The following is a 358-nucleotide window of genomic DNA, read 5'->3' on the forward strand; positions in this document are numbered from 1 at the left end:
CCGCACCCGCGTCGGCATCAGCATCGGCATCCGCATCCGCGTCCGCGTCCGCGTCAGCATCGGCATCCGCGTCAGCGTCAGCATCGGCATCGGCATCCGCATCCGCATCCGCATCAGCGTCGGCATCAGCATCGGCATCCGCATCCGCGTCCGCGTCAGCATCGGCATCCGCGTCAGCGTCAGCATCGGCATCGGCATCCGCATCCGCATCGGCGTCCGCATCAGCATCAGCGTCGGCATCCGCATCAGCGTCCGCATCGGCATCAGCGTCGGCGTCGGCGTCGGCGTCGGCGTCGGCGTCGGCATCAGCATCCGCGTCAGCATCGGCGTCGGCGTCCGCATCAGCATCAGCGTCGGC

The 358-nt window shown here is 69.3% G+C and carries 1 protein-coding gene; it reads left to right on the top strand.

The annotated features are described in order from the left end of the window. A partial coding sequence (locus HX818_RS31585) for a hypothetical protein (protein WP_177021259.1) occupies positions 1–358 on the top strand: 358 nt, incomplete at both ends.

The organism is Pseudomonas sp. F9001 (assembly GCF_013385435.1).
Lineage (GTDB): Bacteria > Pseudomonadota > Gammaproteobacteria > Pseudomonadales > Pseudomonadaceae > Aquipseudomonas.